Annotated in this window: 11 protein-coding genes; 1 reads left to right on the plus strand and 10 read right to left on the minus strand. The window is 69.4% G+C overall.

Annotation, left to right across the window (positions count from 1 at the left end):
- On the minus strand, positions 1–526 hold a 526-nt coding region (locus Vqi01_RS22610; RefSeq protein WP_204036846.1), incomplete at its 3' end, for an endo-1,4-beta-xylanase.
- 419 nt (positions 527–945) lie between these two features.
- On the opposite strand from Vqi01_RS22610, the gene Vqi01_RS22615 reads away from it, so the two are divergent.
- On the plus strand, positions 946–1,494 hold the full coding sequence (locus Vqi01_RS22615; protein WP_204036880.1) for a DUF5872 domain-containing protein: 549 nt from the start codon (positions 946–948) through the stop codon (positions 1,492–1,494).
- A gap of 87 nt (positions 1,495–1,581) precedes the next feature.
- Here Vqi01_RS22615 and Vqi01_RS22620 read toward each other — a convergent pair whose 3' ends face one another.
- From Vqi01_RS22620 to Vqi01_RS22665, 9 genes are all read right to left on the minus strand, one after another.
- Positions 1,582–3,408, minus strand: a complete 1,827-nt coding sequence (locus Vqi01_RS22620) for an alpha/beta hydrolase-fold protein (protein ID WP_204036847.1) — start codon at positions 3,406–3,408, stop codon at positions 1,582–1,584.
- A gap of 482 nt (positions 3,409–3,890) precedes the next feature.
- On the minus strand, positions 3,891–4,169 hold the full coding sequence (locus Vqi01_RS22625; protein ID WP_204036848.1) for a hypothetical protein: 279 nt from the start codon (positions 4,167–4,169) through the stop codon (positions 3,891–3,893).
- A 56-nt stretch (positions 4,170–4,225) separates the two neighbouring features.
- Positions 4,226–5,212, minus strand: a complete 987-nt coding sequence (locus Vqi01_RS22630; RefSeq protein ID WP_204036849.1) for an ABC transporter ATP-binding protein — start codon at positions 5,210–5,212, stop codon at positions 4,226–4,228.
- Positions 5,209–6,204, minus strand: coding sequence for a succinylglutamate desuccinylase/aspartoacylase family protein (locus Vqi01_RS22635; RefSeq protein WP_204036850.1), 996 nt, complete (start codon positions 6,202–6,204; stop codon positions 5,209–5,211). Before Vqi01_RS22635 ends, Vqi01_RS22630 begins: the two co-directional genes overlap by 4 nt.
- A gap of 4 nt (positions 6,205–6,208) precedes the next feature.
- A complete protein-coding gene (locus Vqi01_RS30950) occupies positions 6,209–8,158 on the minus strand; it encodes a dipeptide/oligopeptide/nickel ABC transporter permease/ATP-binding protein (protein WP_239098584.1) in 1,950 nt (649 codons plus the stop codon).
- Complete coding sequence (locus Vqi01_RS22650; RefSeq protein WP_239098585.1) at positions 8,148–9,137, minus strand: ABC transporter permease; 990 nt, start codon at positions 9,135–9,137, stop codon at positions 8,148–8,150. The genes Vqi01_RS30950 and Vqi01_RS22650 overlap by 11 nt, the downstream gene beginning before the upstream one ends.
- 27 nt (positions 9,138–9,164) lie before the next feature.
- Positions 9,165–10,655: an ABC transporter substrate-binding protein gene (locus tag Vqi01_RS22655; RefSeq protein ID WP_204036851.1), complete on the minus strand. Its 1,491-nt coding sequence runs from the start codon at positions 10,653–10,655 to the stop codon at positions 9,165–9,167.
- A gap of 88 nt (positions 10,656–10,743) precedes the next feature.
- The gene (locus tag Vqi01_RS22660; RefSeq protein WP_204036852.1) at positions 10,744–12,240 is read right to left on the minus strand and encodes an ABC transporter substrate-binding protein; all 1,497 of its coding nucleotides are present in this window, start codon (positions 12,238–12,240) and stop codon (positions 10,744–10,746) included.
- Positions 12,230–13,942, minus strand: coding sequence for an ABC transporter family substrate-binding protein (locus Vqi01_RS22665; RefSeq protein WP_204036853.1), 1,713 nt, complete (start codon positions 13,940–13,942; stop codon positions 12,230–12,232). The genes Vqi01_RS22660 and Vqi01_RS22665 overlap by 11 nt, the downstream gene beginning before the upstream one ends.
- Between the last annotated feature and the right edge of the window lie 297 nt (positions 13,943–14,239).

Raw genomic sequence — 14,239 nt, forward strand, 5'->3', positions numbered from 1 at the left:
GGGCGCCGCTGTTGCCGTCGGCGTACGCCTCGTTCACCACGTCCCAGGAGTGGATTTTGCCGCGGTAGTAGGTCGCCACCCGGGTGACGTGGTTGAGCATCGCGTTGCGCAGCGTGGTGCCGGACATGTTCTGCATCCAGCCGGGCTGCTGCGAGTGCCAGGCCAGCGTGTGGCCGCGCACCTTCCAACCCCGGCTGAGGGCGTGGTTGACGATCCGATCCGCATTGCCGAAGGTGAAGTTGTTCTGCTGCGGTTCGGTCGCGTCGATCTTCATCTCGTTCTCGGGAGTGATGCTGTTGAACTCCCGGTTCAAGATTGTCGTGTAGGCGCTGTCGCTGAGCTTGTTCGCCGCCACCGCGGCACCGAAGTACCGGCCAGACTGGGCCGCAGCCGCACCGAGGGTGGTCTCGGCGGCCTGGGCGAGACTCGGCAGCATCGACACGACGAGGGCTGCAACTATCGCGGCAGTTCCGGAGACAGAGAGCGCTCGAAGTCGACGCCCGGAGGGACGGGTCCGGGTGATCATGCTGGTCCTCCACTGGGGGGATAGGAAAACCTCTGTCGCTGTTCGGTTGGGAGGCCCCGCTCGGATGGCGGCGACCCACGATGTTGAGCCCGCCGACCGGGCCGGGGCTCATGTCAGGCGTCCGCCGGGACGTGGTTGCGGACGTGTTGGGCCTCAGGTGGTGGGGGTGTTCACCTGGTAGGTGGCTGGGCCTGATGCTCGCGTGAGGCGCCTCCAGGGGATGGAAGATCATGTGAACGATCACATCGATCGATGGCTTTCAGGCTGGCAGAAAGTTCCAGGGTTTTCAACCGGTACTTTTCGGGGGGCGACCGATAGTTTTCGGCCGATGCTCGGCGCGGGAGGAGTCGGCGCATCTGGCGGGCATCGACCAGGAGCTGCCGGTGAGTAGAACGCGCAGCCTCGGGTACCCAGCGCAGATGGCGCGGTACACGAAGCCTGAGCTCCGTGAACAGCTCAAGGAAGAGATCAAGGCGTCCGACCGGGGCGGCAGGCCCGGACAGTGGTCGGCACGCAAGTCACAGCTGCTCACGAAGGAGTACCAGAAGCGCGGCGGCGGCTACCTGGGCCCGAAGGACGAGCGCCAGAAGTCCCTGCAGCGCTGGGGCGACCAGCATTGGCGGAACAGGCAGGGCACCACCCGGGCCCGGCACGACGGCGAGACCGACCGGTACCTCCCCGAGCAGGCATGGAACCAGCTCTCCGCCGCACAGCAACGCGCGACTGACGCCAAGAAGCGCAAGGAGTCGAGAGCCGGCAGGCAGTACGTGGCCAACACCGGCCCGGCCAGACGCGCGCGCCGGAACGCGGCGGCTGCGCCGCTCACGGAGCTGCCGGTCGCCGAGGCGGCCCGACACATCCGCGACCTCGACACTGCTCAGCTCGAAGCGGCGCTACGCGCAGAACACGCCGGCAAGGGCCGCAAGACACTCATCCAACGACTGCAGTCGGCACTCGACCGCCGCTGACCACGGCGATCACGCACTGCCTGCGGTCGGATGAACGGCGACCGGTGGGCCGGCGACGGGAGGTCGTCGGCCCACCGTGCCCGCTGGCTACCGAACCCGCAGTTGCTGATGAACTGCCGCGGTGGGCGCGTAGGTCGGGTCACCGGAGTAGGCGACGTGGACCGGGTAGTTCCCTGCCGACAGTCCGTCGGTCGGCAGCTTGATGACGGCCGCGCCGTCGGTCAGCGGAACCACCTGCGTGGTGCCGCCGAAGGTGACGGCGATCTCACCGGTCACCGTCGCAGCGTTCTGGTGCTGGGTCTGTGCCCGCACATCGACGTTCAGCGTGAACGTGCCGCCCCGGACGATCGACGCAGGTGCGGCCTTCGCCTTGACCACGACGCCGGTCGTCCCCGGAGCCGTCAGGGTGACCTCGGCCGAGCCGGACTTGGTCGGGTCGACCACCGACGTCGCCACGACGGTGAGCGACGACGCGGTCTCGTCGGCGGCCACCGAGAGCAGCCCATCCGCGGAGATGGTCGTTTCCTCCGAGGCCGCCCCCTCGACCGACCACGTCACCGCCGGGCTCACACCTTCGTTGGTCGTCACCTGAGCGTTGAACTGCTTCACCCAGTTCCAACCCCGCGTCAGGTTCTCAGTCGCGGGCGTCACCGACACGGAGTCGACCCCCGACCACAGGTAGTCCCGGGCGAAAATCGTGAACAGCTGGCTCGCCGTCATCCCGTCGTGCGCGCCGGGAACCTGGGTCGTCGCGGCGGCGTACCCACGCGCCCTGAAGTTGTTCGCGATGGCGTTCGGGGTGTTGAGGTTGCCCTCGAAGACGCCGTTGCCGAGGAACACGAAAAGGTCGTCGTCCCCGACCGCAGCCGCGACGTTGTCGTAGTCCTGAGTGGTCAGGGACGGGTTACCGGAGAAGTGCCCGTAGAACGCGAACGTGGTCGGGTAGCCCCGGATGACGTGGGCGCCCGTCATTCCGCCGTACGAGAACCCGGCGTAGGCACGCCCTTCACGCTCGGTCGAGACGTTGTAGTTCTCTTCGATGAACGGAAGAATCGTCTGGACCAGGTTGTTGGCGGCGTTGGTCTGGTTGTAGGAGGCGAAGCCGAGGCTGGTGCCCGTGAAGTGGTTCCCCATCGTGACAACCACCGTCGGCTCGATCTCGCCCTTCGCCGTCATGTTGTCCAGGATGTTGGGGACATTCGCCGGGACCATGAAGTCGGTCTCGTCACCGAAAATTCCGTGGGCGAGGTACGCAACCTTGTACGGCTCGGCGCGGTTGGGATCGTAGTTGGCCGGCAGGTAGACGCCGAGGTAGTGGCCGTCGTCGCCCAGGATGGTCGTGTAGGGGACGTATTGCACGGTGCCCCGCTGTGCGGGGTCGGCGATCGGCAGCTCGTATTCCGCGCGCTCCTTCAGCACCGGGTCGTTCTGCTTCTCCGCGTACGGCACGTACACGGCATCGAGAACGTCGTTGTTCCTGACCCGGAACGAGGACTCGCCCGGGGGGCGGGGGTGCGTCGAGGCGGGATCCCAGATGCGCTTGTTCTCCCAGCCCTGAGTCGGGTCCCAGACCCGGTACCAGTAGCTGAGGCTTCCGGCGTGCAGCGGGACCGAGACCGACCAGTATCCGTTCGAATCCTTGGTCATGTCCCGGAGGAATTCGGTACCTCCAGCGTGGTACCGCCCCGTCTGCCACGCTTCCGGCTGATACCGAGTGTTGCCGGTATTGACGTCGAGCAGAGTCAGGTCCCCGGCCAGGCGGACCTGGGTGGCATTGGGATTGCGGTAGACGAACTTACCGGTGTATCCGGTCGGTGAGTTGGGATCCGCCGTGACGGTCGCGCCTTCCACGAGCGCGGGTTCGGCTGCGGCGGCGGCTGGCGCGGAGACGATGGCGCCGGCACCAAGTGACATGAACGCGAACAACGAGAGCGCACGCCTGAGCCTGCGCCTTCCGATCGCTCTCCTCATCTGGACAACTCCCCTGCAGTCTTTTCTCGTGGTCTTGTTCGGACGGCTCACTGCCGGAGGGACCACCGGATGACGGAGGCATTTGCGGGACGGGACGCGGTGTGGTGGTTGGACATGAAGGGCCCCCTCCTGGGCCACGCGGGGTGGTTGGCCCTCGTGGACCCGCTCCGGCACTCCAAGTGCTGCGCTAAATCGTATTAGCAAGGGGCAGTGTGGCTGGGTGCGCCTTGCAGTGTCAAGGGTGTGCCCAGGGCTGTTTCCCGTCGGGTTACTCCTGGTCACGGCGTCGACGAGGTCGCGCGGCCGGCGGTCGGCGCACCGGGCGGCTCGGGCGATGCCCAGCGCCCGAAAACGAGCTGATTGACGGCCCCCGTGAACTGTGCCGACCCGCTGAGCCGGCCGTTGGCGTCTATTTGCGACTGACGTCAGGCGATCGCGTAGCAGCGCAGCCCATCGACGTCGGCTCGGGTCAGACGCCCCTGGGCGAGCAGCAACTCGAGGTGGGCTGCGGTCTCGGTGACGGCGAGCATCCGGTTGAGCAGGTCGAGATCAACCAACTTGTGTCCCCGCCTGGTCCAGCGCACGTGGCCGCGGGTGTGGCCCGGTGTCTCGACGACGTGCAGGGTGCGATCGCCGTGCACGACCTCGTCCCCGACTCGAACACGCCGGGTGTGGTCCAGTCGTCGGGGCTGCCGTTGTCCCATGTCATGGCCTGGACCATAGTTCCCGCCCAGACCAACCGGACGGCACCGAATGGAGATCAGCCGGTAGGCAGCTCGTTGATGCACGCCACCGGGTGCCCGGCGGTGCGTTCGACCAGGGCCGGGCGTCCCTCCGCGCAGGCGTCGAGCGCCTGCCAGCAGCGGGTCCGGAACCGGCAGCCGCTCGGTGGGTTCACCGGGCTGGGCGGGTCGCCGCGGAGCAGGATCTGCTCGCGCCGGTGGTGCGGGTCGGGCACCGGTGCCGCCGAGAGCAACGCCTGGGTGTACGGGTGCGCCGGTCGCTCGAAGATCTCCGCCACCGTCCCGGTCTCCACCACGTTGCCCAGATACATCACGGCGACCCGGTGCGAGATGTGCCGCACCACGGACAGGTCGTGGGCGATGAACACGTACGCGAGGCCGAGGTCCCGCTGCAACCGGCGGAGCAGGTTGATCACCTGCGCCTGCACCGACACGTCGAGCGCCGACACCGGTTCGTCGCAGACCACGATCTCCGGCTGCAGCGCCAGCGCGCGGGCGATGCCGATCCGCTGCCGCTGGCCGCCGGAGAACTGGTGCGGGTACCGATCGACGTGCTCGGGGTTGAGACCGACGGTCTCCAGCAGTTCCTGCACCCGGCGGCGGCGCCGGTCAATGGTGCCCAGCTCACCGTGCACGGTGAAGGGCTCGGCGATGATCTGCCCGACCGTCATCCTCGGGTCGAGCGAGGAGTACGGGTCCTGGAAGACGATCTGGATGCGCCGGCGCAGGTCGCGTAGCTTCCGGCCGCGCAGCCCGGCGATGTCGGTGCCCCGGTAGCGGATCTGCCCGCCGGAGGGTTGTTCCAGCCGGGTGAGCAGCTTGGCAAGGGTGGACTTGCCGCAGCCGGACTCGCCGACGACGCCGAGCGTCTCACCGGCGCGGAGCTGGAACGAGACGCCGTCGACCGCCTTGACCACCCCCGCCGGCCGGCGGATCACGTTGCCTCGCCGGACCGGGAAGTGTTTGGTCAGCCCTTCGACCTCCAGCAGCACCTCGCCGGTCATGATGTGCTCGGGCGGGCGCGGCCGATGACGAAGCCGAAGTTGTACGGGTGCACCGGATGGTTGCGTGGGACGGAGAGGAGGATCCCGTCCCCGGGCGCGCGGTACTCCTCGATGACGGTCAGCTCGACCGGGGAGAGCAGCCGGCCGAGCAGTTCGCCCTCGCTGGTCGGGGTGAGCAGCCGGTCCACGCCGATCTCGGGGACCAGCATGCCGCCGTGCCGGGGCCGCAGGTCCCAGGCGACCTCGACGTCGGTGACCGGCCGGGGCGACACCGGCTCGTCGAGCATGCCGAGGTGGGCCATCACCCGCCGGACACCCTCGACGTTGCGGGCGAGCCAGTCGTCTTCGCTGCCGGCACCGAAGCCGAGGCCGCCGACCTCCACTCCGATGAACGGCACCCCGGCGGCGGTGGCCGCGTCGAAGACCGAGTTCGGGAAGACCGCCGCGGCGTCCTCGCCCTGGATGTAGGGCATGCCGAAGGCCACGGCCATCTCCCGGCTGGCTGCCGACAGCGGGCCGGTCGCGTCGTAGAGCACGACTCCCCAGGCGGTGCCCCAGGGGCCGGGGTGGAAGTCCAGCAGGTGGGTGGAGCGCTCGACGATCTGCTCGACGAGGACCTGGCCGGTCCGCCCGGTGATCGACTCGGTGTCGCGCAGGATCGCCTTGTTCATGTTGACGAAGCCGACCTGCTGGATGTCGTTCGAGTAGCGGGTGACGGTGCGCAGCGCGTACGGGTTGGCGGCCGGCACCACCACCAGGGTGCCGCGCAGCGCGGCCGGGTCGGTGTCGGCCAGCACCGCGCGCAGCACGGCGTGCGAGAACCACTCGTTGCCGTGCACCCCGGACACCAGGGTGAGGGTCGGCCCGTCCGCGGTGCCGGTGACCGCGTGCGCGTGGATGGCCAGTTCCGAGCCGTCCAGGTCGGTCAGGACGGGGAAGCGGAGCAGCCGACGCTCTCCGGCCGGGGCGCGCAGCGGCGTGCGGTCAGTCATGTCGTCACGGCCTTTCGGGAATCGTGGTGGTGGGCTCCGGCAGAGGCTCCGGGGTGAGGCGCAAACACGCGGCCCGGTGCCCGGCGGTCAGCGGGACGAGTTCCGGCACCACGGTCGAGCAGTCCGGGACACGGACCGTGCAGCGCGGAGCGAATGCACAGCCCGCCGGCAGGGCGGTCATCGTCGGTGGTGAGCCGGGAATCGCCCACAGTTCCTCGTCGGCGGGCCGGTCGAGGCGGGGCACCGATTCCAGCAGCCCTCGGGTGTAGGGCATCGCGGGGTGGTCGAACACCTCGGCAGCGGTCCCGACCTCGACCAGCCGGCCGGCGTACATCACCGCGATCCGGTCGGCGATCTCGGCCACGATGCCCAGGTCGTGCGTGATCATCAGGATCGCCGCGCCGGTCCGCTCCCGCACTGCACGCAGCGCGGCGAGCACCTGGGCCTGCACGGTCACGTCCAGGGCGGTGGTGGGCTCGTCGGCGATGATGAGGTCGGGATCGTTGGCGATCGCCATCGCGATCACCACCCGCTGACGCATCCCGCCGGAGAACTGGTGCGGGTAGTCGCCGAGCCGGTTGCGGGCGTCCGGGATGCCCACCGTGTCCAGCAGTTCCACGGCCCGCTCCCGGGCTTCGGCCCGGGAACAGCCCTGGTGGATGCGGACCGCCTCGGCGACCTGATCGCCGATGGTGTGCACCGGGCTCAGCGAGGACATCGGGTCCTGGAAGACCATGGCGATGCGGCTGCCGCGCAGCCGCCGGAACCGGGGCTCGGCGAGCCCGACGAGTTCCTGCCCGGCGAAGCGGATCGAGCCACTGACGGTGGCGGTGGGTGGAAGCAGCCCCATCATCGCCGCGGCGCTGACCGATTTGCCGGAGCCCGATTCGCCGACCAGGCCGACCACCTCGCCCCGGCGCAGGTCCAGGTCGAGGTGGCGGACCGCCGGCACGTCACCGCCGTCGGCGGCGAACACCACCCGCAGGTCGCGGACCGACAGCAACACGTCGTCGGGTACCGCGTCGGTGCGGGCGGCCGGCTGGGCCAGGTAGCGGCGGCGGCGAGGCCCCTTGGTCTGGGTCGGGTCGAGCGCGTCGCGCAGCCCGTCGCCGATGAAGTTGATGGACAGCGCGATGAGCAGGATGACCAGGCCCGGGAAGTAGAACAGCCAGGGCCGGGTGGCGACCGCCGACTGAGCGTTGGCCACCAGCAGGCCGAGCGAGGTGTCCGGCGGCTGCACCCCGAACCCGATGAACGAGAGCGCCGTCTCGGCGAGGATCGCGGTGGCGACCAGAATGGTCACCGAGACGATGATCGGGCCGGCCACGTTGGGCAGGATGTGCCGCGCCATGATCCGCAGGTCGGAGGAGCCCAGGGCACGGGCGGCCGAAACGAACTCCCGTTCCCGCAGCCCGAGCACGACGCCGCGGACCACCCGGGCGACGCTGGTCCACATCAGCGCGGCAAGCACGACCGCGATGAGTACCCAGCCGCCACCGCTGCCGGCGAAGTTGTGCCCGAGCACGGCGGCGACCGCGATCGTCGGCACGGTGAGGAACAGGTCCACCAGCCGCATCAGCAGCGCGTCCGTGGTGCCCCGGTAGTAGCCGGCGACGATGCCGATAACGGTGCCGACCACCGCCGCACCGAGCGCCACGGTGAGCGCGATGAGCAGCGACTGCTGGGTGCCCCGCATCACCTGGGCGAGCAGGTCGTGGCCGAGCGAGTCGGTGCCGAGCGGGTGGATCGCCGACGGCGGCTGCGAGTTGTCGGGGGTGATCTCGTCGTGGCCGTAACGCCACAGCAACGGCCCGACGAAAGCGAACAGCGCGACGAGGACGAGCACGACCAGCGCGGCGGCGGCGAGCCGGTGCCGGCGGAACCGGGCGAGGACGGCGCGCCACTGTCCGGGCGTGGCGGCGGTGGCGGGCACCGGTGGCGGGTCAGCGGACACGGCGGATCCTCGGATCGAGAGCGGCGTACAGGATGTCGGCGAACAGGTTGAACACGATCACCGCGACGGCCGCGACAAGCAGCCACGCCATCACGGCGTTCACATCCCGCCCGTTGATGGACTCCAGCAGGTAGTCGCCCATCCCCCGCCATTGGAAGACGGTCTCGGTGACCACCGCTCCGGCGAACACGGCGGTGAAGTCCAGCGCGATGACCGTCACCAGCGGGGTGAGCGCGGTACGCAGGGCGTACTTGCGCAGCACCGTGCGCCGCCGCAGCCCTTTGGCGGTGGCCAGCTTGACGTAGTCGCTGCCGAGCACGTCGAGCATCGACGAGCGCTGGAACCGGCTCCACGCCGCGAAGTTGATCAGCACCAGGGTGATGGTCGGCAGGATCATATGGCCGGCGAGGTCGGCGATCCGACCGCCCAGGGTGGGCGGCGGGATCACCGAACTGTCGCCGACGGTGTAGATCAGTGTCCGGCCGGCGAGCGCGTTCAGCTCGATGCCGCCCTGTTTGAGCAGCACCGCGAGCCAGAACGACGGCATCGCCAGGAACAGGAAGCCGGTCGAGGTGAACAGGTAGTCGAGCCAGGAGTACTGGCGGACCGCGCTGACGACCCCGACCAGGATCGCCAGCACGGCCGCGATCAGCATCGCGATGAGGACGAACCGCATCGTGATGCCCAGGCGCGAGCCGATCTCCATGCCGATGTCGGCGTTGCGGTCCACCGACGGACCGAGGTCGCCCTGGATGACCCCGGTCAGCCAGTTCCAGTACCGCTGTAGCACAGGCTGGTCCAGCCCGAGCCGTGCCTCCTCGGCGGTGATCGTGTGCGGCGGTACCGGTGGTTGTCGCTCCCGCAGTTCGGTCAGCGGATCACCGGACTTGGCGACGGCCAGGAATATCAGGAACGTCGACACCAACAGCACCGGGATGGCGACGAGCAGCCGCCGCAGGGCGAAGCCCACGATCTCCATGAGGAACCTTCCCGCGCCCGCTGCCGGTTAGCTTTCGCCGCCGGTGATCTTCCGGAGCCGACCCCAGTGCCAGAAGGGGATCCGGAAGTCGACCTGGTCGGCCCAGCCGAAGAACTCGTTGCTGCGCAGCAGGTAGATGCAGTACCAGAAGAGCGGGATCACATTGACGTCCCGGGCCCACACCTCCTGCAACCGCCGGTAGTGCGCGATCCGCTCAGCGTGGTCCGTGGTCGACCGGGCGGCGATGTAGCAGGCGTCGGCGTCGGGGTTGGCCAGCGCGAGGTGGTTACGCTGCCCGCCGCCCTGCAGCCGGCTGGCGGTGATGTCCGGGTCGGGCATCATGTTGCCGCCACTGATGGTCAGGTCGAAGTCGCCCTCCCGACCGATCTGCCGCGCCCAGGTCTCCGAGTCCAGGCCGCGGTACTCGACGTGCACGCCGATCGCGGCGAGGTCCTCGGCGACGCTGCGGGCCAGCCCACCGTGACCGTCGAAGGTGGCCATGTAGAACATGCGCAGCGACAGCCGGCGCCCGTCCGCCCCACGCGGGTAGCCGGCCTCGTCGAGCAGCTTCTCGGCCGCGGCCGCGTCGTGGCCGGGAGCGGTGACGTCGCGGGCCACGGCGAAGCTGCTGCCGGGGAAGAAGTTCGCCCACGGCTCCGACCAGCCGGGCTCCGCGAAGCGCTCCAGGCGGCTGCGGTCCACCGCGTGGGCGATCGCCAGCCGCAGCCGGCGGTCGGCCCACCGCTCCTGCCGGTAGTTGAAGCTCAGCAACGCCACGCCGGGGCCGCGCTCGCGATACACCGTGGCGTGGGCGGAGCCCTCGGCCAGCGGCAGCCGCTTCATGGTCAGCACGTCCTGCGGGGCGAAGTGCGCCCGGCCGTCGGCGATCATCCGTACGCACTCGTCGAGGTCGGGTTCCACGACGATGGTGACGCGGTCCACGCCGGCCGGCGGCCCCCAGTACCCGTCCCAGGCTTCCAGCACGATCCGCCCGCCGGGCTCCATCTCGACGAACCGGAACGGCCCCGAGCCGACCGGCTTCTGGTTGTACGGGTTGGTGGCCCAGTCGGTGCCCTCGTACAGGTGCTTGGGCAGGACGTGGGTGGCGGCGAAGTTTCCGAGCTGGGTGAGGAAGGCCGCGTTGGGCTCCGTCAGGTGGTACTCGACCAGGTGGTCGTCGAGCACCTTGATGTCGGCGATGCCGTGCAGGAACGACGCGGCGTGGTAGCCGTTGGCCAGCGCGGTGAGGTGGGTGTAGGCCACGTCGTGAGCGGTCACCGGCTGGCCGTCGTGCCAGCGGGCGTGGCGGTTGAGGGTGAACCGCCAGCGCCGGGCACCGTCCAGGCACTCCCAGTGCTCCGCGAGATCCGGGTAGGACGCGGCCCCGCCGACCTCGGTGACGATGAGGCGGCTGAAGATGTTGTTGGCGACGAAGTAGCCGGCGCCCCCGACGACGTTGCGGTACGACTCGTTGATCTCGGTCGTGCCCTCGGGTACGACGACGATGTACTCGTCCAAGTCCTCTCCTCGGTGTGGTGGGGTGCCCGGGGATGCCCGGGCCGGTGGGAAAATCAGCGCCCGGGTTGTCCGGGCGACTGGCGGTAGGTCAGGGCACGGGCCGGATCCGGCCCCAGTGCCAGAACGGCACCCGGAAGCCGACCTGGTCCGGCCAGCCGAAGAAGCTGTCGCTGCGCAGGTAGTAGGCCGCGTACCAGAACAGCGGCACCCAGTCGACGTTGCGGGCCCAGACCCGTTGCAGCTCCCGGTAGTGCTCGCCGCGCCGGCTCCGGTCCGTGGTGGCCCGGGCGGCCGCGTAGCAGGCGTCGGCCTCCGGGTCGGAGAGCCGGGCGTGGTTGCGCCCGCCGCCGGTCTCGAACCGACTGGCGGTGATCTCCGGGTCGGGGATCATGTTGCCGCCGCTGATGGTCAGGTCGAAGTCGGCGTCCCGGCCGATCTGCCGCGCCCAGGTCGGCGAGTCCAGGCCGACGACGTCGACCTCCAGCCCGACGGCCCGCAGGTCCTCGGCGACCGCGGCGGCGATGCCGGCGTGCCCGGTGAAGGTCTTCATGTACGCCAGCCGCAGTGCCGGCTGGCGGCCGGACGAGGTGATGCCCGCCGCGTCCAGCAGCCGGACCGCTTCCGCCGGATCGTGGGCCGGCGCGGTGGCGTCCTCGGCGAACGCCCAGTCCACGCTGCGCGGCAGGTAGTGGGCGTACGGCTCGGACCAGCCGGGATCGGCGAGCGGGACCAGCCGCCGGCGGTCCACGGCGTGCGCGACCGCGGCTCGGGCCCGCCGGTCGCGCCACCGGTCCTGGGTGTGGTTGAAGCTGAGCACGGCGATGCCGGGCCCGCGCTTGCGCCACACCGAGGCGGTCGTGCTCCCCTCGGCCAGGTGCAGCCGGGGGAAGGTGAGCACGTCCTGGACCAGGTAGTGGGCCCGCCCGTCGGCGACCTTGCGGACCGCCTCGTCCAGGTCGGGTTCGATGTCGAGGATGACCCGGTCGATCTGGGGGCGGGGACCCCAGTACCCGTCCCACGCCTCCAGGACCACCCGCTCGCCGGGCACGTGCTCGACGAACCGGAACGGCCCCGATCCGACCGGCTGCTGGTTGTACGGGTTGGTGGCCCAGTCGGTGCCCTCGTACAGGTGCTTGGGCAGGACGTGGGCGAACACCAGGTTGCCCAACTGGGCGAGGAACCCGGCGTTGGGTCGCCGCAGCACGTACCGCAGCTCGTGCGGGCCGAGGACCTCGATGTCCCGCACGTCATGCAGGAACGACGCGGCGTGGTAGCCGTTGGCCAGCGCGGTCAGGTGGGTGTACGCGACGTCCTCGGCGGTGACCGGTTCCCCGTCGTGCCAGCGGGCGTGCCGGTTGAGCTGGAACCGCAGGGTCCGGGCGTCAGGCGCCATTTCCCAGTGCTCGGCGAGATCCGGGTAGGCCGCCGGGGAGCCGGTGTCGAAGACGACCAGCCGGCTGTAGATGTTGTTCGCCACGAAGTAACCGGCCGAGCCGACGAAGTTGCGGTACACCTCGTTGAATTCCACGGCCGGGGCCGGGACCTCCACGATGAAGTCCCGGCCGGGCCGGTGGTCAGCCGTCACTCTTGATGCCCCACTGCTCGGTGTTGTAGCTGGTGCCGAAGCGGGTCGGGTTGGCGCGCACGTTGCCGAGATCGCTGCGGTACGCGATCAGGGTCGGCATCTGGTAGATCGGCAGCGTCACGGACTGCTCGCTGATCCGGGTGTCGACCTTGTTCAGCAGATCGATCACCTCCTGCGGGTCCAGGGTGCGAGCGGCCTCGCTGACCCAGCTGTCGATCTCCTGGTCCTGGTAGCCGGTGTGGGTGCCCTTCGAGCCGAACACCGACTGGGCGGTGGCGGTCGGGATCACGTCCAGGTTGGTGCCGAACACGATCAGGTCGAAGTCGCCGGTGTTGACCGTGGTGCCGAGGCTGTCGGTCTCCTGGAGCTGGAGCGTGATGCCGAGCTGCTTGAGCTGGTTCTGGATCAGCACCGAGGTGTCCAGCCGGACCTGGTTGCCCTTGCTGTAGCGCATCCGCAGCGGCGGCACCGCCTTGCCCTTGGGGTCGGTGAGCTTGCCGTCACCGATCACGTAACCGGCGTCGGTGAGGATCTTCTTGGCCGCCTCGATGTTGCCGTCGCCGAGCCCCATCGAGGTCACGTTGTCGACGTACGCGTCGACGCCCTCCAGCTTCTGGCCGGGCATGAAGTTGCGGTTGCCGAGCGCCTTGGTGCCGGCCGCGAACTGGCCGATGGTCTTGTCGATGATCGCCTGCCGGTCGACCGCGGTGAAGATGGCCCGGCGCAGGGCGACGTCGGCCAGGGCCGGGTGCGCGGTGTTGATGTCCAGGTGCTCGTAGACCAGCCCCGAGGCCAGCGAGGTGGTGACGTTGCTGATGCCCTTGAGCTGCTCGACGAGGTCGAGGGTGGGGCGGGGCACCACGACCTGGATCTCGTTGTTGGCCATCGCGGTGACGGCCTGCCGCTCGTCGGTGAGGATCCGGAAGACGATCTGGTCGAGGTGCGGGCCGTCGCCGTACCACTTGGGGTTCTTCTTCATGACGACCGACTGGTTCGGCACGTACTGGTCGATCAGGTACGGCCCGCCGGACCAGGTCGGCACCGTGGTGCTGAAGTAGTCGTTGAACGAGGTGGCCAGGTCGCCCTGCTGAGCGGCGATGTGCGCCGGGAGCAGGTGCGGGAACATCAGCCGCCACGGCTGGTAGGTGTTCTTGAACTCGACGGTGACGGTCTTGCCGTTGTCGCTGCCGGTGACCGAGGCGACCTGGTCGTACCCGGCCTGGGTGGCCGGCTCGCAGGTCGGGCACTGCTGCGGGTCCTGGACCTGCCAGGTGTACTTGAAGTCGTCGGCGGTGATCGGGGTGCCGTCCGACCAGGTGGCCTCCGGACGGATCCGGTACTCAACGGTCTGCGGCGAGTCCTTGATGACCTTCGCCTCGGTGAGCAGCGCGTCGTTCTTGGCCATGGTGAAGTCCGGCAGGGAGATCATCGCGTGCGGGAGCACGGGGTTGAGGATCTGCCGGTAGCCGAAGACATCGCCGGTGGCGTGCAGGATGTTCCAGTTCTTGACGTCGACCTCGATCGAGTAGGCGAGCGTTCCGCCGTCGCCGACCTTGGCCTGGTTGGCGTCGACCTGCCCGGCCTTGACGCCGGAACCGACGTCCTCGCCCCCTGCCCCGCTGGTGCAGGCGGCGAGAACGGACAGCAGGGCGAGCGCGGCTGTCGCCGCCCGGAGACGGCGGTGGGGGTTTCGGTATGACACGGGGGGCCTCTCGGTACGTGGACGTGCATGGTGCTGCGCGGGGGCTGGCATCAGACGGATGATGCGCTGGTGGCGCGTGCTGCGCGTCGGCCAGCCGAGATCACCCCGTGGTGCACGGCACGACCGATCGGCCTCCGACAACAAGGGAGGCTTTCCACACTGCGGATATTAGTATCCGCATCGCGCTCGTCAAGTGCTCGTTCGGTGGAACTCTCGTCGGCCGGCCGGGCACTGTGGCGACGGCAGCCGAATCCGCTCGGGTGGCGGCAGCGCCGGACCCCTCGTACGGCATACGAT

The sequence above is a fragment of the Micromonospora qiuiae genome, from assembly GCF_016863555.1.
Lineage (GTDB): Bacteria > Actinomycetota > Actinomycetes > Mycobacteriales > Micromonosporaceae > Micromonospora > Micromonospora qiuiae.